A 20,238-nucleotide genomic window follows, 5' to 3' on the forward strand; every position below is an offset into this window, starting at 1 on the left:
TGAGTGAACGGTGACGGTGAGCCGATGGGCGCGTGCCGTCCGGCACGCCTCGTCGCTAGGCGGCCCGCATCCGGCGGCGTATCTCGTCGAGCAGGGCCGCTTGACGCAGGACGGCCGGGTCGGGTCCGGCACCTGTGCGCACGGCTCCCGCGAACGCGGCGACCGTGCGGAGCACCTGGTCCTGTGCGGGGAGGGTGATGTCCTCGGCTCCGCCCTTGCGTTCGAGCCTGATCCGCGGCACGTGGTCGGCCGGCGGGGTGAAAGCCCGGTCCAGGACGATGGTTCCCTCACTGCCCCAGATCTCGTACCGCGAGCGGTAGTGGTGATCCAGGCCGAACGCGAGGTGCGCTCCCACGCCTTCGGGCGTGCGCAGCAGCGCGGTGCCCGCGATGTCGACCCCGCGCCCGGGACCGCCGCGCACCAGCGTGGCACCGGTCGCCTCCAGATCGTCCCCGAGGAGGAACAGGGCGGCGCGGACCGGGTACACCCCGGTGTCCCAGAGGGCTCCGCCGCCCAGTTCCGGGTCGTAGCGGATGTCGTCGTCCCGCAGCCGTGGGATCGCGAACGCCGCATGGAGGGCCCGCACCTCGCCGATCGCGCCGTCCGCGACGAGCCGGTGGACCGCCCGGTGCTGGCCGTGGTGGACGAACATGACGTTCTCCCTCAGCACCAGACCGTGCCGCTCGGCGAGGGTCACCAGGCGCGCTGTGCTGTCCTGGTCCGTGGTGAGCGGCTTCTCGGCGAGGACGTGCTTGCCCGCCCGGAGAGCCGCCTCCACCCATCGCGCGTGCAGTGCCGCCGGCAACGGCACGTACACGGCGTCGATGTCGGCGCGCGCGAGCAGGGTGTCGTAGCCGTGTACCGCCTCGCATCCGGACTCGGCGGCAGTGCTGCGCGCCTTGTCCGGGTCGCGGCTGGCCACCGCGACGAGGTCGGTACCGGAGAACCGCCGTATCGCGGGCAGGACACGGCGGCGCGCGATGTCGGCGCAGCCGAGTACACCGATGCGCAGGGTTTCCATCAGAGCCGTACCGCCCCCGCCGTCAGGCAGGACAGCAGAGTCCGGGCCTGGACGTTCAGATAGTGGTTGTGCCGCAGAAGGCCGGTCAACTGGTACGGCGTGGCCCAGAGGTAGCCCGGGGGCGGGTCGAGCGCGGCTTCGTCCCCTTCGGCGTCGATGAAGAGGTAGCGGCTCTCCGCGTTCAGGAAGCGTCCGCCCTCCTCCGAGTGGCGGGCCTCGTAACGGATCCTGTCCCCGGTGGCGGACAGCGCGAAGTCCAGGAAGGGGGGCCGGCGGGGGCCCGGCAGGTGCGCGTAGTTCGACGGTGTGTACTGGACGGTGGGTCCCAGTTCGACGGTCTCGGCGAAACCCGCCTCGACGCGCGCGTGCACCAGGACGTGCGGTACTCCGCCGATCCTGCGGAGCAGGAAAGCCGTCACGCCCAGCCCCTTCGGCTCGAACAGCGGCTGTGTCCACCGTGCGACCTCTCGGCTGCCGGCCTGCACGGACACGGCGACGACGCTGAAGTACCGCTCCTCCTCGTGGTCGATGGACCACGGGCCCCGCTTCCAGCCGGGGATGCCCGACAGGGGTGTCGTCCGGGCCTCGACGTCATGACGCGAGCGTTCCCCGGTGAACCAGGACCGCAGGTCGGTGTCCGAGTGCAGAGCCAGTCCCCCGGGATCCGGGAGGGGGATGCAGGACAGCACGGTTCGCGCGTCCATGTTGATCAGATTGTCCTGTGCCAGGAGCAGGCCGATCTGGCCGAGCGTCAGCCAGCGGAAGTCCGGGTGCTCGGGTACGTCCCCCTCGGCCTCCACCAGCATGTTGCGGTTGCTCTTGCGGTAGAACCAGGAGCCGTGTTCGGACTGCAGGACGTCGGCGAGCACCCGGCCGGGTCCGTCGCCCCTGAAGTACTCGAGGTACCTCACGTCCGCACCGTTGTGGGCCTTGGTGTAGTTGCTGCGGGTGGCCTGCACGGTCGGTGATATCTGCAGCAGATTCGAGTTGCCCGGCTCCATCTTGGCCTGCATGAGGAAATGCGGCACACCGTCGAACTCCTTGACCAGGATGCCGAGTATGCCCACTTCCGGCTGGACGATGATCGGCTGGTGCCAGTCCTGCCGGGGATCGGGTCCGGTGGTGACGTGCAGGCCCCGCACGGTGAAGAACCGTCCGCTGTGGTGTCGGAGGTCACCCGTCTCCTCGTCGAAGGACCAGCCGTCGAGATCCGCGAACGGAATTCTCTCCACGTCGAACCGGTGGGCGCGCCGGCGCTCGTCCAGCCAGGAGAGGATGTCGTCGGTGCGCGGCATCGACGACTCGCCGACGGCCGCGGAATCGGCCAGGCGTCGGGAGGTCGCCGGGTCGGTACGCGAGCGCAGCTGCGGCTCGGTGTGTGCGGGTGACTCGGCTCGCACCGTCATGCCCGTCCTCCTGCGAACTCCTTCACGGAGGCGATGACGTAGTCGAGCATCTCGTCGGTCAGCGCCGGGTAGACGCCGATCCAGAAGGTCTGCTCGGTGATGATGTCGCTGTTGGTGAGCTCGCCGACGACACGGTGCCGCTGACCGATGTAGGCCGGGTGCCGGGTGAGGTTGCCGGCGAACAGACGGCGGGTGCCGATCTTGCGGTTCTCCAGGAAGTCGACCAGGGCGGCCCGGGTGAAGGGCGCGTCGGGTGCGATCGTCAGGGCGAATCCGAACCAGCTCGGGTCACTGCGCTCGGTGGCCTCGGGCAGGATCAGGTGCGGTAGGCCGTCCAGTCCGTCCCGCAGCCGACGCCAGTTGCGACGGCGGGCGGCGCAGAATTCGTCGATCTTGTCGAGCTGGGTCAGGCCCAGCGCCGCCTGGATGTCGGTGGCCTTCATGTTGTAGCCGACGTGACTGAAGATGTACTTGTGGTCGTAGCCCTCGGGGAGGGTGCCCATCTGGTACTGGAAGCGCTTGAGGCACTTGTTGGTCTCGCCCGGCTCGCACCAGCAGTCACGCCCCCAGTCGCGCAGCGACTCCACGATGCGCGCGAGCGCCAGGTTGGAGGTCAGCACGCAGCCGCCCTCCCCCATCGTCAGATGATGGGCGGGGTAGAAGCTCACGGTCGTGATGTCGCCGAAGGTGCCGGTGTTCCGCCCGTCGTAGGTGGAGCCGACGGCGTCACAGTTGTCCTCGATCAGGAACAGGTCGTGTTCTTGGGCGAGCTGCGCGATCTCGGTGGCCTCGAAGGGGTTGCCGAGGGCGTGGGCGATCATGATGGCCCGCGTTCTCGGTCCGATGGCCTGTGCGACCCGGTCCGCCGTGGTGTTGTAGGTGGCGAGGTCCACATCGACGAAGACCGGGACGAGCCCGTTCTGGATGATCGGGTTGACCGTGGTGGGAAAGCCCGCGGCCACCGTGATCACCTCGTCTCCCGGGCGTAGCCTGCGGTCCTCCAGCAGGTGGGAGGTGAACGCCGTCAGTGCCAGGAGGTTCGCCGAGGAACCGGAGTTGACCAGATGTGCCTTGCGCAGCCCGAGCGTGCGGGCGAACCGGGACTCGAACTTCCGTGAGCTCGGACCTGCCGCGATGCGCATCTCGAGCGCCGCCTCGACCAGGGCCGTGCGGTCCCGCTCGTCGAGTACCGCGCCGGCGGGCCAGATCTCGGTGGTTCCGGGGACGAAGGGCCCTGTCTCCTGAAGTTCATGATGCAACTTCACGGTCTCGTCGAGGATGAGTCCCTTGTGCACGTTCATCGGGTGCTTCCTTCCCGGCTCTGTCGACCGACGTGGTCATTGCGGTGCTTCACGGGCTTCCACCAGTCGGGGTTGTCGCGGTACCAGGCGACGGTGTCGGCCAAACCCTGCTCGAACGAGACCCGTGGGGTGTAGCCGAGTTCCTCCCGGATCTTGGTCTCGTCCAGGGAGTAGCGCAGGTCGTGCCCCTTGCGGTCGGCGACCCTGCGGATCATGGACTCGTCCGCGCCGCACAGGTCGAGCAGTCGTCGGGTGATGTCCACGTTCGTCCGCTCGTTGCCTCCGCCGACGTTGTAGACCTCGCCGGGCCGTCCCCCGTCCAGGACCAGGGCGATGGCCCGGCAGTGGTCGTCGACGTGCAGCCACTCCCGGATGTTGCGCCCGTCGCCGTAGAGCGGGACCCGCTCGCCCTCCAGCAGGTTGGTGACGAAGAGCGGTATGAGTTTCTCCGGGTGCTGATACGGCCCGTAGTTGTTGGAGCATCGGGTGATCGACACGCTGAGGCCGTGGGTTCGCCAGTACGCACGGGCGATCAGGTCGGACGCGGCCTTGGACGCGGCGTAGGGCGAGTTGGGCAGCAGGGGCCATTCCTCGGTCCACGAGCCCTCGGTGATCGATCCGTACACCTCGTCCGTCGAGACATGGACGAAACGGTGGATGCCCGTGGCGGCACAGGCGTCCAGCAGGGTCTGCGTCCCCATCACGTTGGTTCGGACGAACTCCGCCGCCGAGAGCACGGATCGGTCCACGTGCGATTCGGCGGCGAAATGGACGACCGCGTCATGCCCGGGCAGCAGCTCGTGCAGCAACCGGTGGTCGCACACATCGCCCTGCACGAAGTCCAGACGAGCATGGGAGCGGGGGAGGTTGGCGCGGTTCCCGGCATAGGTGAGCTTGTCGAGAACGGTCACTCTGGTGTGCTCATGGCCCGCGTAGCCGCCGTCCAGCGCAGTGCGGACGAAATGCGAGCCGATGAAGCCGGCCCCTCCGGTGACCAGGAGCCTCATGCCACCACCTGGGCGCGCGTGTGGTCGACGACGGACTGCGTCATGGTGTCTTCTCCTCGTGATGTCGCTCGGCACGGCTGTCGCCTCGGACCCGGGGACAAGGAAATCGCGGGCGGATCGCAAGCCGGTCGTGGCGCGAACGAGCGACCGTGGGCCGGGGCCGGGTGGGCCGCGCCCGCGTGAGCGGCCCCGCGACGCAGGCAGGGACGCGGAGCCGCTCACGTCATCGGGGCTCAGGCGCCGGCGACCGCCCTGAGACTCCTGTTCACGGCGGAGACAAGAGCACGGGGGGTGCGATTGTCACTGAAGACCTCGTCGTCCAGCGCGATTCCGTACTCACGCTCGATGCGCCCGCCCGTCTCCAACAGGGCCAGCGAGTCGTACCCCAGATCGTCGAATGCGGTGTCGAGTATCTCGCCGCCGAGATCGCTGCTCTCATCGACACCCGCCCCGGCGAGGAGGATGCGTTTGAGATCGTCGATGGTGAACTCATTCTGGGACAAGATGGATCCTTTCTTCGGTCTTCCGTACCTCGGGGAGTTCCGGGGCACGGGGCCTTGGGTCCTCGGTCCATGCGTCCGAAGGCATGTGACGAGCGCTCGGGCGGGATCCCGGGACAGTCAGTCGACGGCCTTGAGGACGACTGCGGAGTTGAACCCTCCGTATCCACGGGCCAGTACGAGAGCGGTGCGCACCGACAGGGGTCGCGCTCGTCCGGTCACGAGATCGAGGGCGTACTCCGACGAAAGCTCCACATTCGTGGTGGGCGGGATCAGCCCCTCCCGCATGGCGAGCAGCGCGGCCACGACGTCGACCGGCGCGCCGCCCGCGGAGAGACGGCCGATCATCGTCTTGGGCGCGGTGACCGGCACTCCGCGGGGACCGAACACCGCCGTGATCGCATCGGCCTCTTCGCGGTCGGACCGCTTGGTCCCTGCGGCGTCCGCGAACACCACGTCGACCTCTCCCGGGTGAGAACCGGCATCCGCGAGAGCGATCTCGACGGCCCTGCGCAGGCCAGGTGCGCGACCGCTGCCCGGACGGGGGTCCAAGGTCGAGCCATGGCCGGCGATCCGGCCGTAGAGAGTTCTTGCTCCCCGTGCGCGGGCCGCCCGCTCGTCCTCGATGATCATCAGCGCGCCCCCTTCGCCGGGGACGCACCCGCGCGCCGCGCTGTCGAACGGCAGATACGCCCGCCCGGGTTCGTCGCTGGTGGACAACAGGCTGGTGGACAGCCGGGCCGCCCACCCCCAGGAGCACACCGACGCCTCCACGCCACCGGTGAAGACCACCTTGCCGCCCCGACGGATCTGTCGCCGGGCATGGCCGAGCGCGTCGAGACCGCCGGCCTGGTCACCGATGAGCGCGTCGGCGGGCCCTCGCAGACCGTGGCGCACCGAGATCTGACCGCTGTTCACGGCGTAGAACCAGGCGAAGGACTGGTAGGCGCTGACGTGGGTGCCGCCCTCGCTCCACAGTTTGCGCAGTTCGTTCTGCCCGAACTCGGTGCCGCCCGAGGCGACGGCCGTGACGACACCCCTGTCGTACGGGGGGATCTCGTCCAGTTCCACCCCGGCATCGGTGAGGGCCTGATCCGCCGCGACCAGCGCGATCTGCGTCATACGGTCCGTCTGAGGGATGAGCCTGCCGGGCAGATGCTCTGCCGGGTCGAAGCCCTGGATCTCCCCCGCCAGCCGCGCCGGGTGCAGCGAGGCGTCGAAGCGCGTGACGGGGCCGATCGCATTCCTGCCGGTTCGGATGGCGGCCCAGAAGTCCTTCACCCCGGCGCCGTTCGGTGCGACGACTCCGATCCCGGTGACGACGGCGCCGGCACTCACGCCCCGCTCCTCTCGGGCCGCGCCAGTGCCATGGCACTCTGAAATCCGCCGAATCCGCTGGCGACCGTCAGGACGGCGTCCGTGCGATGCTCGCGCGCCACGCGCGGCACGTAGTCGAGATCGCACTGCTCGTCGGGAGCGTGCAAGTTGGCGGTCGGCGGCACCACGTGGTGCCTCATCGCCAGCAGGCACGCGGCGATCTCCAGGGAACCGGCCGAGCCCATCGAGTGCCCGATCATCGACTTGATGGAGCTGACCGGGACACGGTAGGCATGCTCACCCAAAGCCCTTTTGTACGCCTCGGTCTCGTGACGGTCGTTCAGTTTCGTGCCGGAGCCGTGCGCGCTGATGTAGTCGAGGTCCGTGGTGTTCAGCCGTGCCTCGACCAGCGCCACCCGGATGGCCTCGGCCAACTCGCGACCGTCGGGGCGCAGGCCCGTCATGTGGAAGGCGTTGCTGCGGGAGGCGTACCCGGCGACCTCGGCGTAGACGCGCGCCCCACGCCGACGAGCACCTCCGAGGTCCTCCAGCACGAAAAGTGCCGCGCCCTCGCCCAGCACGAAGCCGCTGCGGGAGACGTCGAAGGGGCGGGACGCCGTTTCCGGTTCCTCGTTGTGCGGGGTGGTCGCCCGGACCGCGTCGAAAGCCGCCATGGCGATGGGCGAAATGGGGGCATCCGTTGCTCCGGCGACCATGACGTCCGCACTGCTCTCGCGGATCAGTTCGACCGCGTGGGCGACCGCGTCGATCCCGGCGGTGCAGCCGTTCGCGACGACGGTCGCGGGACCTTCGGCGCCGACGGCCCAGGCCACCTCGGCCGCGAACGAACTGGGCACGAACTGGTCGTACAGGTGGGGCACCGCGTAGGCGGGGTCCACGTCCGCCAACCGGCCGTCATCGCTCATCGCGCGGTACGCGGCGTCCAGCCCGGCAATGGCTCCACCTGCGGTACCGACGACCACACCCGTCCGATACGGATCGGGAACCGCCGGTCCCAGCCCGCTGTCCGCGAGTGCCTGCCGTGCCGCGACCACACCGAACTGCGCGGCGCGGCCCAGACGACGGCACTCCCGCGGAGTGAGCCCGTGCGTCTCCGGGTCGAAGTCGATCTCGGCCGCCACTCTGGAGCGAAAGGGGGAAGGGTCGAACAGTGTGATCCTCCGCGTGGCCGTACGACCCTCGCTGAGGAGGTCCCAGAAGCTCCCGACGTCCTTGCCACCGGGTGCCACAACCCCCACACCCGTGATCACCACACGGCGAGCCATGCGCGATGCCTTCCTTTCATACGTCTGTGATGCGCTTGTCCTGTTCGGCGGCGATCGGAGCGGTGTCCTGGCCGAGGTCGGCTGCCCGGACTGTCGGCCGGTCGTCCGGCCAGGCATCCTCCGGGATGCGGCATGTCTTCCCTCTCTCCCTGAGCAGCCCGTGGGCGGCTGCTTGATGGCACCCGGCCATGCGGCTGTCCACCGAGGGCGCGGCGTGCGCGGTACGGCGCGTGGGTCAGTCCTTGATTTCGCAGATGGCCGCGCCGGAGGTGATGGAGGCGCCGACCTCCGCGCTGAGGCCCTTGATGGTGCCGGAGCGGTGGGCGTTGAGGGGCTGTTCCATCTTCATGGCTTCGAGGACGACGACGAGGTCGCCCTCGTTGACCTCCTGGCCCTCTTCGACGGCGACCTTGACGATGGTGCCCTGCATGGGGGAGGCGAGGGTGTCGCCGGAGGCGACCGGGCCGGACTTCTTGGCCGCGCGGCGCTTGGGCTTGGCGCCCGCCGCGAGGCCGGTGCGGGCCAGGGTCATGCCGAGGGCGGAGGGGAGGGAGACCTCCAGGCGCTTGCCGCCGACCTCGACGACGATCGTCTCGCGGTCCGACTCGTCCTCGGCCTCGGCGGTGTCCGTGGGGGCCACGAAGGGCTTGATCTCGTTGACGAACTCCGTCTCGATCCAGCGGGTGTGGACCGTGAAGGGCTCCGTGGATCCGGTGAGTTCGGGGGCGAACGCCGGGTCGGTGACCACCGCGCGGTGGAAGGGGATCGCCGTGGCCATGCCCCCGACCTGGAACTCCTCCAGGGCGCGGGCCGCGCGCTGCAGCGCCTGCTGCCGGGTGGCGCCGGTGACGATCAGCTTGGCCAGGAGGGAGTCCCAGGCCGGGCCGATCACACTGCCGGACTCCACGCCCGCGTCCAGGCGGACACCGGGGCCGGCGGGCGGGGTGAACGTGGTGACCGTGCCGGGGGCAGGGAGGAAGCCCCGGCCCGGGTCCTCGCCGTTGATGCGGAACTCCAGGGAGTGGCCGCGCAGCGGCGGGTCGTCGTAGCCCAGCTCCTCGCCGTCGGCGATGCGGAACATCTCGCGGACCAGGTCGATGCCGGTGACCTCCTCGGTGACCGGGTGCTCCACCTGGAGGCGGGTGTTGACCTCCAGGAAGGAGATCGTGCCGTCGGTGCCGACCAGGAACTCCACCGTGCCGGCGCCGACGTAGCCGGCCTCCTTGAGGATGGCCTTCGACGCCGCGTACAGCTCGGCGTTCTGCGCCGTGGAGAGGAACGGCGCCGGGGCCTCCTCCACCAGCTTCTGGTGGCGGCGCTGCAGGGAGCAGTCACGGGTGGAGACGACGACCACGTTGCCGTGGCTGTCGGCCAGGCACTGGGTCTCCACGTGACGCGGCTTGTCCAGGTAGCGCTCCACGAAGCACTCGCCCCGGCCGAAGGCCGCCACGGCCTCGCGGACCGCGGAGTCGTACAGCTCCGGGACCTCCTCCAGGGTGCGGGCGACCTTCAGGCCGCGGCCGCCGCCGCCGAAGGCCGCCTTGATGGCGATCGGCAGACCGTGCTCCTCGGCGAACGCGACGACCTCGTCGGCGCCCGAGACCGGGTCCGGGGTGCCCGCCACGAGCGGGGCGCCCGCACGCTGGGCGATATGACGGGCCGCCACCTTGTCACCCAGGTCGCGGATCGCCTGCGGGGGCGGGCCGATCCAGATCAGATCCGCGTCCAGGACGGCCTGCGCGAACTCCGCGTTCTCCGAGAGGAAGCCGTAACCCGGGTGGATCGCGTCCGCACCGGAGTCCTTCGCGGCCTGCAACACCTTGGCGATGTCCAGGTAGCTGGTCGCCGGCGTGTCACCGCCCAGCGCGAACGCCTCGTCCGCGGCCCGCACATGCAGCGCGTCCCGGTCCGGATCGGCGTACACGGCCACGCTCGCGATCCCGGCGTCCCGGCACGCCCGGGCGACGCGGACAGCGATTTCGCCTCGGTTGGCGATCAACACCTTGCGCACGACCGAGCCTTCCTTCTCTTCGCGGAGGAATTTCGAGACGCCGCACCGGATCGTGATCCGAGGGATTCGGCCCAGGGCAGGGCGGAAGCTCTCGTTCAGGGTGGTGGGGCAGTTACCACAACACCGGTCACGCCGCGCCGACCGACTGTCGGATGCATGCCTTGAGCGTGTCTCGAGTTGCGCATGACACAGGGCCGCGCCGCGCGAGTGTCAATTCCACCTCGCTGCGGCGCTCGCCCTGGTGCGGGGGCACGATCTATTCCTTCACTTGGTCCAGAGGCAACGGGCTCACCCCTGGGCGAAGCGGAATCCAACTCCCCTGATGGTGACGATCCAGTTCGCGCCGATCTTGTTGCGGAGCGTACTGATGTGTGTGTCGACGGTCCTGCGGGACCAGGAATCACCCCAGACCCGCTGCATCAACACTTTCCGCGGGACCACGGTGTCGGGATGGGAAGCGAGCAGATAGAGCACGTCGAACTCTTTGCGGGTGGTCTCGACGAGCTCCCCGTCGAGGCTGACCTCCCGGGCCCTCCCGTCGATCTGCAGTGGCCCGCATGTGATGGTGCCGGCGGTGATCGACGGCATCGGCCGGGCCCGCCGCATGACCGCTTCGATCCGGGCCAACAGTTCGCGGAATCCGTACGGTTTGGCCAGGTAGTCGTCCGCGCCGGCCTGCAGGCCGAGCACGCGGTCGAGTTCCGAGCCCCTGGCGGTGACGGCGATCACGGGTATCTCACTGGCGGTACGGATCCCGCGGCAGACCTCCAGCCCGTCGATGTCGGGAAGGTCCAGGTCGAGCAGGACCAGACTTGCCTCGGCGTACATCCTGAGGGCGTCCCCGCCCGTGGAGACGATGTCCACCTCATACCCGTGCCGACGCAGCCCCTGCGCCAGGGCCTCCGCCTCGCCCGCGTTCTTCTCCACCAGCAGGACGCGCCATGCAGCGGATGACATCGGTTCACCGAGCCGCGCCGCTTCCTCGAATCTCAACGGTTCCGCAACCAAGGACGTGTACGGCTCCAGCACAGCTACAGCACGGTTCACCCTATTTCCCCCGTCAAGCTTGGTCTCCCCTACCTAACTACGGGAAAATACAAACAGGCTTGCCGGTTTGTCAACGACCACCTTGATCACTTAACTGATGGCTAAATATCCCAAATTACCCCATCCGGCGAGTCGACTCCCCCCTTCCGTCCGGCAATTGCAGCAATAAAACCCCGAATAAACAGACCGGTTGGATTTTTTTAACGAACTCGTCACCTGGTCCACCCGGCCGGGAGTCACGGCAGGGCGGGCGGGGAGAACGAGATGGCCCTCTCCTCGCCCTTCGATGCTGGGAGGCTGCGGTCGAGACCCTCTCAAGGAGGGCTGCGGAGACGGGCCGACCGGCAGTCGGTCGACCAGGCGTCAAGCGACGTTCAAGCCCGCCTCCGCAAGATGGTCCGCGCCGGTGAATCACCGCCAGGGCGCTCGGCCGCGCCCGGCAACGGACTGCGACGATGTGAGGGCCCTCCATGTATGAGAACAACAGTGCCGCCGAGATGTACGACCGGCTGTACCAGGACCGCAAGGACTACCGGGCCGAAGCCGGCCAGGTAGCCGACCTGGTCCGCAGCCGCAAGCCGGACGCCACAAGCCTGTTGGACGTCGCCTGTGGCACCGGAATCCACCTGGCGGCCTTTGCCGAACTCTTCGACCGGGTCGAGGGCGCGGACCTGTCGGAGCCCATGCTGAAGGTGGCCGCCGAGCGTTTGGACGGCGGTGTCCGGCTGCACCACGTCGACATGCGTAACTTCCAACTGGACGGCACCTTCGACGCGATCACCGTCATGTTCAGCTCCATCGCCTACCTGCGTACCACCGAGGACCTGAGCGCGGCTCTCACCGCCTTCAGCAAGCACCTGACGCCCGGCGGCGTGGTGGTGATCGAGCCCTGGTGGTTCCCCGAGGCGTTCATCGAGGGGTACGTCTCCGGGCACGCCCTGACCACCGACGACAACCGCACCATCACGCGTGTCTCCCACTCCACCAGGGTCGGCAACCTCGCCCGTATGGAGCTGCATTACGTCACCGCGGACTCCCAGGGAGTGCGGCACCGCTCCGAGATCGACGACCTGACGCTCTTCACCCGCGTCGAGTACGAGGACGCCTTCGAGCAAGCCGGCCTCCGGGCCGAGTACGTCGCGTCGGAGCCCGGACGTCCGGGCTATTTCGTCGCCACCGCCTGAGAGGGGAAAACAGTGCCTTTCACCGATCTGGAACTGGCCTACCTGAACGAGCAGCCCCTCGGCAGACTCGCCACCGTCGGCCCCACAGGTCAGCCGTACAACCGACCGGTCGCCTTCAAGGTCAACCAAGAGCTCGGAACCATCGACATCGGTGGCTACAGCATGGGGAAGACCCGGAAGTTCCGGAACATCCGGTCCAGGCCGCTGGTCAGCCTGGTCGTCGACGACGTGCCGTCCACGGACCCCTGGCAGGTGCGCTGCGTCGAGATCCGCGGCCACGCGGAGGCGATCACGGGAGCTCCGACGACCGGATTCAGCAACGACCTCATCCGTATCCGTCCCACCAGGATTCTGACGCTGGGACTCGACAAGAGGCACGCGACCACGCAGGCCCGGGACATCCCCCTTCCGTCGCAGGGCCGCGCCTAGCGCTTTCGGCCACTGGGCCAGGACAGGGAGGAAACGCGCCATGCGCTTGTCCGTACTCGACCAATCACCGGTGCCCGAGGGGACGGCCCCCGCTGCGGCGCTGCAGCACACCCTCGAACTCGCCGCTCTCGCCGACCGGCTTGGCTATCACCGCTACTGGGTCGCCGAACACCATGCCTCGCCCTTCCAGGCCGGATCCGCACCGGAAGTCCTGATCGGACAGATCCTGGCCCGCACCTCCGGCATCCGCGTGGGGTCCGGCGGTGTCCTGTTGCCGTACTACAGCCCCTTCAAGGTGGCCGAGGTCTTCCGCGTCCTGCACGCCCTCCATCCGGGCCGGGTGGACCTGGGCGTCGGCAAGGCCCACCTGTCGAAGGATCCCGTCGTACGGGCGCTGCGGCGCGACGCCGCGGACCCCGCCGGCGGGGACGACTTCAGGGACAAGGTGGAGGAACTGCGTACGTTCCTCGTCGGCGGCGGCTTCCCCGAGGGACACCCGTACGGGGATCTGCGACCGTCGCCCGCCGCGCCCGGTCACCCCGAGCTGTGGGTCCTGGGATCGAGCGTGTCCAGCGCCGAGGCGACCGCGCGGGCCGGACTGTCGTACGCCTATGCGCACTTCCTCGGCCCCGACCACACCGTGGACGCCATCCGCAGGTACCGCGAGGAGTTCGTCCCGCACGTGGTGCACGGGCGTCCGCTCGGTGAACCCCGGGTCGTACTCGGCATCGGGGTCTACTGTGCCGAGACGGAGGACGAGGCGCATGCCCTGCTCGCCGGCCATCGGCTGTTCCGGCACCGGATGGACCGCGGCGTCATGCGCCCGGTCCCCTCCACGCAGCAGGCGATCGAAGAACTCGGTGCCGAGGTCGCGCTCGCCGGTGACCCGGGCCCCGGCCACCCCGGACACGACCCGTACGTCCGCAACGCGGTGGGCACCCCCGAGCAGGTCCGCGCACACCTCACGGCGCTGGCGGAAGTCACCGGGGTCGACGAGGTGGTCCTCATCAACTCCATCCACGACCACAAGGCGCGGTTGCGCTGCTACGAGCTGGTCGCCGAGGTCTTCGGCCTGGCACCCCGCCCCGAGCCGGCACAGCACCAGACACATCCATGAAAGGAACGACGTGACAACCCGATCCGGCTTGCGCGTCGGTACCGTGGCCGTGGCCACGGTACTGGCGCTCAGCACCACTGCCGCCGCCTCAGGCGCGGCAGCCCACACCGTCGACCTCGGCGTACTCCCGGGCGGAAACACCGGCTTCGCGTTCGACATCAACAACAAGGGCCAGGTCGTCGGCTACTCGAACAACGCCGACGGCGTCAACCGTGCGGTCCTGTGGGACGCGTACGGCAAGGCCACCGACCTGGGCACGCTGCCCGGCGACACCTCGGCAACGGCCTACACCGTCAATGACAAGGGCACGGCGATAGTCGGCCGGTCGCTGATACCCGGCGGAGCCCAGCGCCCGGTCATGTGGAGCGCTGCCGGAACCGCCACCGCGCTTCCCGTTCCGGGTGGTACGACCATCAGCCGCGCCTACGCGGTGAACAACAGCGGAACGGCAGTCGGTTTCTCCACCGGTACCGACGGGGTGTACAAGGCCCTGCGCTGGAGCTCCAACGGCACTCTGACCCAGCTGCCCGCCCTGCCCGGTGACCTGGCGGCCGGCGCCGGCTGGATCAACAACTCCGGGACGGCCGTCGGCTATTCGAGGAACGCCGCCGGCGCGATGACCGCGGTCACCTGGAGTACGACCGGTACCGTCACCCGGCTCCGCGGGCTGTCCGGCCACGACTCGTACCAGGCGACCGCGATCAGCGACACCGGTATCGCGGTCGGCAACTCCTACACGGGCACCGCCTCCCACGCCGTGTCGTGGAGCCGCGAGGGCACTCCCAGCGAACTCTCCCCACTGCCGGGTGACACCGGAGCGGCGGCGTACGGGGTGAACGATTCCGGCGTCGTGATCGGTTTCTCCACCGATGCCGCGGGCCTGCACCGTGCCGTGAAGTGGAGCGCGAACGGGACGCCCACCGCGCTGGCCGGCATCGCCGCGGGCGCTGCCGAGGCCTTCGGCGTCAACGACCAAGGAGCGGTGGTGGGCTTCTCGACGGGGGCCGCCGGTACGTCCCGCTCGACGCTGTGGAAGGACTGACGTGGCGATCATCGTGCGAGGGGCGTCCGTCGAGCAGGCCGACGAGCCGCGGGCACCCGGTCGTCTCCGCCGCCTGGTCGGTGTAGTGGCGGCCGCGGCGGCCCTGGTCATGACCACGGGGCTGCCCGCCCACGGCGCACCCGCGCCCGTATCGCTCACCCCGCTGCCCGGGGGCTCCCTCAGCGGGGCCTACGGACTGGACGACCGGGGCGTCGTCGTGGGCTTCGCGGAGAACGGTGCCGGTCAGCGGCACGCGGTCCGGTGGGCCCCGTCGGGGCGCGTCACCGACCTCGGCACGCTACCCGGGGACACCACGAGCGAGGCGTACACCGTCCGTGAGGACGGCACGGTCATCGGCATGTCCTCCCGCCCCGGTGGCCCCGACCGGGCCGTGAAGTGGAACCGCTTCGGCAAGGCCACCGAGTTGCCGGGCCTGCCGGGTGCCACCGTGACGCGCGGCTACGTGATCAACGACGGTGGGGTCGTCGTGGGCATCTCGAGTACGCCGGCCGGCGTGCACCGCCCGGTCAAGTGGGACCCGGCGGGCAGGGTCACCGCATTCGCCACCCTGCCCGGGGACACGGCCGGCGGAGTCGGCGCCGTCAACGACGCGGGCGTGGCGGTCGGTTACTCCGGAACGCCCGGCGGAGTCCTCACCTCCATGCGGTGGGCGGCCGACGGCTCCTACACCACGCTCCAGCCGCTGCCCGGGGACGACTCCAGCCACGCGAGTTGGATCAACAACGAGGGTGTCGGTGTCGGCCACTCCTACATGGCCGGAAGCGAACTCATCCGGCCGCTGCGCTGGAAGGCCGACGGCACGCCCCGAGCCCTGGAACTGATCGAGGGCGACACGGGCGGCTCGTCATGGGGCATCAACGACGCGGGCTACAGCACGGGATACACCTACAGACCGGGAGGGGAGGCGCATGCCGTCGTCTGGGCCCCGGACGGTTCGGTGACCCGGCTCGGTGTCCTCACGCCCGGTGGCAGCGAGGGCTACCAGATCAACATCCACGGCGTCGTGGCGGGCTACACGACGGCCGACGGCATGTCACGCGGCACCTTCTGGAGGCCGTGACACGAGCGGGCGCCCCTCGCACGGGGCGCCCCCTCAGCCCGGCAGGCCCCCACACTCAGCGCCGCCGGCCCCTGGTACGGGGCCGGCGGCGCTTTTTCCTCCCCCACCCAGCCATTGGATTGACATGTCTGCGAAGCAAGCACCTCCGTTGGACCGCAAGCTGGTCGTCCTGGCCGCCGTACAGATGGTCGGCTCGTTCGCCGCGCTGCTGGACGCCACCATCGTCACCGTCGCCCTGGACACCATCGCGCGCGAGTTCGCCGCGTCGGAATCCTCGATCACCTGGGTGAGCACCTCCTACCTCCTCACCATGGCCCTGGTCACGCCGCTGGTCGGATGGGCTGTCGACCGTTTCGGTGCCAAGACCATGTGGCTGTTCGCACTGGCCGCGTTCCTGTCCGGGTCCGTCCTGTGCGGCCTGGCCTGGTCGACGGAGAGCCTGGTCGCCTTCCGGATCCTGCAGGGCATCGGAGGCGGTCTCGTCCTGCCCCTGAACCTGATCATCCTCGGCCGGGCGGCAGGGCCCGAACGCTTCGGCCGGGTCATGAGCCTCGTGGGCATCCCGGGCCAACTGGCCCCGATTCTCGGCCCGGTGGCCGGTGGCCTCATCGCCGAGCAACTCGGCTGGCGCTGGATCTTCTTCGTCAACGTCCCCCTGTGCCTGCTGGCCCTGTCCCTCTCCGCCCGCACCCTGCCCCGGTCGGAGAGCCGCGGCGACGCACCACTGGACCGGCGCGGTCTGCTCCTGCTGCCTCCCGGTCTCGTGCTGGTCGTCTACGGCTTCTCACGCATCGCCGAGCGGGACAGCGGCCCGGCTCCGATCGCCGCCGGCTGTCTGACCGCCGGAGTCGCGCTCATGGTCGCCTTCGTCGTCCACGCGCGCCGCACGCCGGCCGCTCTGATCGACCTGCGGTTGTTCTCCCTCACAACGTTCCGCGCCTCCGCGGTGATGACCTTCCTGCACGGCGTGGCCGTGTACGGTCCGCTGTTGCTGCTCCCGCTGTTCTTCGCCCGTGTGCTCGGCCGCGACGCGGACGCCATCGGATGGCTGCTCGCACCGCAGGGCATCGGCTCCCTGATCGGCATCACCGTGGCCGGTTCCCTCGCGGACAAGTACGGAGCCCGGCCCCTGGTGTTCGCCAGCACCGTACTGACGCTGATCGGGACGCTGCCCTTCACCCAGCTCGCCTCCGGCCTCGACACCTGGCTGCTGAGCGGATCGCTCGTGGTGCGGGGCTTCGGCGTCGGTCTGCTCGGCGTCGCCATCGCCACCGCGGCCTACCGCGACGTCCCCACGGACCGCATCTCCCGGGCGACCAGCACGATCAGTGTGGTGCAGCGCGTCGGAGCGTCGTTCGGCACGGCATTGATGGCGCTGCTGCTCACCGTGCACCTGCCGCGGGCCTCGTACGAGACCGGCGCGGCCGCGTACGGCAACACCTTCTGGTGGGCAGTCGCCCTGACCCTGGTCGCGCTGGTACCGGCGGCCATGCTGCCCAAGCCCGAGCACCGGGAGGGTGGCGCCGGCACCCGTGGTGCCACCGGTGCCGACACCGCCCGCACCGGGGCAGCCGACCGCGCAAGGACTCGTGGCGACGAATGACGGCCGTCGGCTCCTCCCGCCGACCACACCGGGCGGGAGGAGCCGAACTCAGCGGCCGGATCCACTACAGACGACGGGGCTTCCCCTCGTACCCCGAAGGCATCCGAGGGCCTCGTCCGACATATGGGGGCAGCCCGCCGGGTCCAGTCGGCGCAGGGCCTCGGCAGTGGCGAGGCAAGGCAGCGCCGTCTCCCAGAAGTCGGTCAGGGCGTGGCCCGAGATCCATTCCGGATCGCCCTTGCCGAGCACCTCGAAGCCTGTGGTCGCGGCGACGATCAGCGCGGTGGCCCGGCGCAGACCGAGCCCCGGCAGCAGACTCCCCTCGTCCACGGCTTCGGCGAGCATGCGGCGTACGTGGTGCAGCCAGGCCTCTCGTACGCTGGACACGGTGGCGTAGCGGGTCTCACTGGAGAGCTGGAACCCGGCCCGGACGACGACGTCGGACACCAGGGTGTGGGCGAGCATGTGCGACGCGTCGATCAACGCCTGCAGGGCCGAACTGCGGCCGACGGACACATGGTGGGCGATGGCCCGCAGTGTGTCGGCCGCCTCGAGTTCGACGGCTTCCCCCACGGCCGCCTTGTTCTCGAAGTGGAAGTGCAACGCCCCCGGGCTGACTCCGGCGCCGGAACTGATCAGGCTCAGGGTCGCCTCCGCGTACCCGCGGCTGTCGAAGGCCGCGGCAGCGGACCTGATCAGCGCGTGACGTGTACGCATGGCACGTTCCTGTTTGGCCATGGAGAGCTCCCGGTGTCATGATCCCGCCTTATTAAACCGCCATATCGGTTTGCTTCTCTTCCCCCTGCGCGCAGGTTGGCCGAATGAGCACGCTTCGCCCCAGGGGCGAATGCGACGCCCAACCGGCTGGGCGGGGTGCTCTCTTGGCGATATCGGCAACGCCATCGCCGCCGACCTAGCTCGGTCGGCATCTGCTCCAGCATGGGCAATATTCGCCTCGTAAAAAACCGGTGAGTCTGTATATTTACCGGCGACCACGATCGAACGAGAGTGCTCAGCCCTTGGGGGGGAAATGCAGAAAGCGACCTATCTCGACCAAACAGACGGTTTACATTCGAGCGAGACGGTATTACAGCCAGTTTCGTTGGAGATGTGCCACCGAGTCCGCGCCGACGACGCCTTCACGACCGGCTGGACCGAGCTGGCGCAGGATCGGTTTCTCGTACGGGCGCACTGGCCGGCCACCCACCCCTTCTTCTCTCCCGTCCAGGGCGGCCACGACCCTCTGCTCGTCGTCGAGACCATGCGACAGTCGGCCATGGCGATCGTGCACGCGGCCTACGGCGCGCCCCTGGATCATCGCTTCCTGCTGACGACCCTGGCCTATACGTGCGTCCCTGGGAGAAACGGGGTGCGGGCGGCCGGCAACGAGGTGGACCTTCTCCTGACGATGTCCGAACTCAGACGCGGCGGGGGCCAGTTGGCCCGTCTGCGGGTGGACTGGGTGGTCGAGCGGGACGGGCTGACCGTCGCCACCGGCACGGGACGTGCTCGGCTCATCAGCCCTCAGGTGTACCGGAGGCTGCGCGGGGAGCAGATCCGGCCGATCGACCACTGGTCCGAGGCCGACCACGCCGACCCCGACCTGGTGGGGCGTTCGCGGGCCCAGGACGTCCTGATCGCCCCGACCGCACTCCCCGACGCGTGGGAGCTGCGGGCCGACACCAGGCACCCTGTCCTGTTCCAGCGTCCGAACGACCACATACCCGGGATGCTGCTCTTGGAAGCGGCCCGTCAGGCCGCGTCCGCGGCCACTGCGCCCGTCCCCTTCGTTCCCACCCGCGGATCCATCGTCTTCCACCGGTACGCCGAGTTCGCCGGCCGTTGTCTGCTGAAGGTCGACGGCGAGGTGACACCGCAGCCGGAGAGCGCGGTTCGGGTCGTCGGCCTCCAGGACGGGTCCCCGGTCTTCGAATCCGCCTTCGTATCCACCCCGGCCTGACCGGATTCCGGCCAGGCCGTCCAGCCCACACACGCCCTGTGGGGCTCCGGCGCTTCCGCTGGAACCCCACAGGGCAAGCCCGCTCCGCAGGATCAGGACGTGCCGACGCGCTGGGACAGGAACTGCTCGAACGTCAGCAGGCCCGGGTGGAGCTTGCGCAGAGCGGGGATGTCCGCCTGGTACCCCTCCTCGGCGAACCATTCGAACATGCGCTCCTCGATGGGAGTCGCCTCGAAGCGGGTCGGGGTACCGGTCACGCGCTCGTAGATCTCGGCGACCTGCGGGAAGGTGATCTCGTCACCCGCCAACTCGATTGCCTTGCCGATGAACTCGGCCGGATCGGCGAAGGCGTTGGCCGCGAAGACACCGATGTCGTCGGAGGCGATGAACTGCATCGGCTTGTCCGGCTTCACCGGCAGCGACATCAGACGCTCGTCCTTGGCGTCGGCGAAGTGGAGCAGGTTGTTCATGAAGAACACGGGCCGCAGGATGGTGGCGGGGAGCCCGAGTTCCAGGATGTGGCGCTCGATCTCGGCCTTGCTCTCGAAGTGGTCGATACCCGTCTCGCGCTCCGCTCCGCCCACTGAGCTGTACACGAAGTGGGCGACCCCGGCTTCCTTGGCGACATCCGCGACGGCCTTGCCGTGGCGCACCTCGGCGGCGAGCGTCTCGGGCTCGTAGGCCAACGCCTGCACACTGAAGACGCCGTACACACCGGCCACGGCCTCGCGCAGGGAGCCGACGTCCTCAAGGTCTCCCTTGACGAGCACCGCGCCCTGCTCCTTGAGTTCCCGGGCCTCGGGCTTGTCGGGGTTCCGGACGAGCGCGTGCACCGTCCAGCCTCGAGACAGTAATTCACGGGCGGTGGCACCGCCCTGGTTACCGGTACCACCGAGGACGAGGACGATCCTGTTGTCGGTCAACGC

General features: G+C 69.3%; 18 protein-coding genes. 7 read left to right on the forward strand and 11 right to left on the reverse strand.

Annotated features, from left to right (window positions below):
* Positions 1-55: 55 nt before the first annotated feature.
* The 9 genes from JIX56_RS10070 to JIX56_RS10110 all read right to left on the reverse strand — a co-directional run bounded on the left by JIX56_RS10070 (position 56) and on the right by JIX56_RS10110 (position 10,806).
* A complete protein-coding gene (locus JIX56_RS10070) occupies positions 56-1,021 on the reverse strand; it encodes a Gfo/Idh/MocA family protein (RefSeq protein WP_257539029.1) in 966 nt (321 codons plus the stop codon).
* Entirely contained in the window at positions 1,021-2,427 is a 1,407-nt protein-coding gene (locus JIX56_RS10075; RefSeq protein ID WP_257539031.1) for an NDP-hexose 2,3-dehydratase family protein, read from the reverse strand. The genes JIX56_RS10070 and JIX56_RS10075 overlap by 1 nt, the downstream gene beginning before the upstream one ends.
* Positions 2,424-3,728 carry a lipopolysaccharide biosynthesis protein RfbH gene (gene rfbH / locus JIX56_RS10080; protein WP_257539033.1) on the reverse strand — a complete coding sequence of 435 codons (1,305 nt, stop codon included), beginning with the start codon at positions 3,726-3,728 and terminating at the stop codon, positions 2,424-2,426. The genes JIX56_RS10075 and rfbH overlap by 4 nt, the downstream gene beginning before the upstream one ends.
* Positions 3,725-4,735 (reverse strand): dTDP-glucose 4,6-dehydratase, encoded by a 1,011-nt coding sequence (gene rfbB, locus JIX56_RS10085; protein ID WP_257539054.1) that lies wholly within the window; start codon positions 4,733-4,735, stop codon positions 3,725-3,727. Before rfbB ends, rfbH begins: the two co-directional genes overlap by 4 nt.
* A gap of 233 nt (positions 4,736-4,968) precedes the next feature.
* A complete protein-coding gene (locus tag JIX56_RS10090; protein ID WP_257539056.1) occupies positions 4,969-5,238 on the reverse strand; it encodes an acyl carrier protein in 270 nt (89 codons plus the stop codon).
* Between the two features lie 117 nt (positions 5,239-5,355).
* A complete protein-coding gene (locus tag JIX56_RS10095; RefSeq protein ID WP_257539058.1) occupies positions 5,356-6,573 on the reverse strand; it encodes a ketosynthase chain-length factor in 1,218 nt (405 codons plus the stop codon).
* Positions 6,570-7,955, reverse strand: a complete 1,386-nt coding sequence (locus JIX56_RS10100; protein WP_443031799.1) for a beta-ketoacyl-[acyl-carrier-protein] synthase family protein — start codon at positions 7,953-7,955, stop codon at positions 6,570-6,572. The genes JIX56_RS10095 and JIX56_RS10100 overlap by 4 nt, the downstream gene beginning before the upstream one ends.
* A gap of 118 nt (positions 7,956-8,073) precedes the next feature.
* Positions 8,074-9,849 (reverse strand): acetyl/propionyl/methylcrotonyl-CoA carboxylase subunit alpha, encoded by a 1,776-nt coding sequence (locus JIX56_RS10105; RefSeq protein ID WP_257539069.1) that lies wholly within the window; start codon positions 9,847-9,849, stop codon positions 8,074-8,076.
* Between the two features lie 288 nt (positions 9,850-10,137).
* On the reverse strand, positions 10,138-10,806 hold the full coding sequence (locus JIX56_RS10110; protein WP_257539071.1) for a response regulator transcription factor: 669 nt from the start codon (positions 10,804-10,806) through the stop codon (positions 10,138-10,140).
* Positions 10,807-11,366: 560 nt separating this feature from the next.
* Here JIX56_RS10110 and JIX56_RS10115 point away from each other — a divergent pair.
* The 6 genes from JIX56_RS10115 to JIX56_RS10140 all read left to right on the forward strand — a co-directional run bounded on the left by JIX56_RS10115 (position 11,367) and on the right by JIX56_RS10140 (position 17,352).
* Positions 11,367-12,080: a class I SAM-dependent DNA methyltransferase gene (locus JIX56_RS10115; RefSeq protein WP_257539073.1), complete on the forward strand. Its 714-nt coding sequence runs from the start codon at positions 11,367-11,369 to the stop codon at positions 12,078-12,080.
* A 12-nt stretch (positions 12,081-12,092) separates the two neighbouring features.
* The gene (locus JIX56_RS10120; protein WP_257539084.1) at positions 12,093-12,509 is read left to right on the forward strand and encodes a PPOX class F420-dependent oxidoreductase; all 417 of its coding nucleotides are present in this window, start codon (positions 12,093-12,095) and stop codon (positions 12,507-12,509) included.
* Between the two features lie 40 nt (positions 12,510-12,549).
* On the forward strand, positions 12,550-13,626 hold the full coding sequence (locus JIX56_RS10125; RefSeq protein WP_257539086.1) for an LLM class flavin-dependent oxidoreductase: 1,077 nt from the start codon (positions 12,550-12,552) through the stop codon (positions 13,624-13,626).
* 10 nt (positions 13,627-13,636) lie between these two features.
* Positions 13,637-14,668: a hypothetical protein gene (locus JIX56_RS10130; RefSeq protein ID WP_257539088.1), complete on the forward strand. Its 1,032-nt coding sequence runs from the start codon at positions 13,637-13,639 to the stop codon at positions 14,666-14,668.
* Between the two features lies 1 nt (position 14,669).
* Positions 14,670-15,749 (forward strand): hypothetical protein, encoded by a 1,080-nt coding sequence (locus JIX56_RS10135; RefSeq protein ID WP_257539090.1) that lies wholly within the window; start codon positions 14,670-14,672, stop codon positions 15,747-15,749.
* Positions 15,750-15,873: 124 nt separating this feature from the next.
* Complete coding sequence (locus JIX56_RS10140) at positions 15,874-17,352, forward strand: MDR family MFS transporter (RefSeq protein ID WP_257539092.1); 1,479 nt, start codon at positions 15,874-15,876, stop codon at positions 17,350-17,352.
* 48 nt (positions 17,353-17,400) lie between these two features.
* Here JIX56_RS10140 and JIX56_RS10145 read toward each other — a convergent pair whose 3' ends face one another.
* A complete protein-coding gene (locus JIX56_RS10145) occupies positions 17,401-18,069 on the reverse strand; it encodes a ScbR family autoregulator-binding transcription factor (protein ID WP_257539094.1) in 669 nt (222 codons plus the stop codon).
* A gap of 391 nt (positions 18,070-18,460) precedes the next feature.
* Here JIX56_RS10145 and JIX56_RS10150 point away from each other — a divergent pair, with 391 nt between their 5' ends.
* Entirely contained in the window at positions 18,461-19,312 is an 852-nt protein-coding gene (locus JIX56_RS10150) for a ScbA/BarX family gamma-butyrolactone biosynthesis protein (RefSeq protein WP_257539104.1), read from the forward strand.
* 92 nt (positions 19,313-19,404) lie between these two features.
* Here JIX56_RS10150 and JIX56_RS10155 read toward each other — a convergent pair whose 3' ends face one another.
* The gene (locus tag JIX56_RS10155) at positions 19,405-20,235 is read right to left on the reverse strand and encodes an NmrA/HSCARG family protein (protein WP_257539106.1); all 831 of its coding nucleotides are present in this window, start codon (positions 20,233-20,235) and stop codon (positions 19,405-19,407) included.
* Between the last annotated feature and the right edge of the window lie 3 nt (positions 20,236-20,238).

Origin of the sequence: Streptomyces sp. CA-210063, assembly GCF_024612015.1 — a bacterium.
Classification (GTDB): domain Bacteria; phylum Actinomycetota; class Actinomycetes; order Streptomycetales; family Streptomycetaceae; genus Streptomyces.